Here is a 378-nt window from a genome sequence, read left to right as displayed (position 1 = left end):
GGCGCGTCCGCGGCCGGCGGAGATCTGGTGGGCCAGCGTGCCCTGCGAGGCGGCGGGGCCGGGAGCCGGGGCGCCGAGGACGCAGGACCGGCCCTGTCTGGTGCTGTCGGTGCGCGGCAGGCGCGCCAGGGTCGCGAGGATCACCAGCAAGTACCGCGACGAGCGGGTGGGGGTGATTCCCCTGCCGCCGGGCTCGGTGGGGGACGCGCAGGGCCGGACGAGCTTCCTGGAGACCGACGAGGTCCAGGAGGTGCCCGTGCGGGACTTCCGGCGCCGGGTGGGGGTGGTGGACCCGGTGCTGTGGGACCAGGTGCGGTATCTGGCCGACTGAGCGGGGGCCGCGGCGCGGACGGTTCACGGCCTCGCCCCCTTCCCCGG

At 77.0% G+C, this 378-nt stretch carries 1 protein-coding gene; it reads left to right on the top strand.

Going from position 1 to position 378, the window contains the following annotated elements:
• The coding region (locus CCN35_RS12455; RefSeq protein WP_245863132.1) for a type II toxin-antitoxin system PemK/MazF family toxin at positions 1–331 on the top strand (331 nt) is incomplete at its 5' end.
• Positions 332–378 lie beyond the last annotated feature (47 nt).

This window comes from Streptomyces thermovulgaris (assembly GCF_002155915.1).
GTDB classification, from domain to species: Bacteria; Actinomycetota; Actinomycetes; order Streptomycetales; family Streptomycetaceae; genus Streptomyces; species Streptomyces thermovulgaris.
This window is presented reverse-complemented; position numbering and strand designations above follow the sequence as displayed.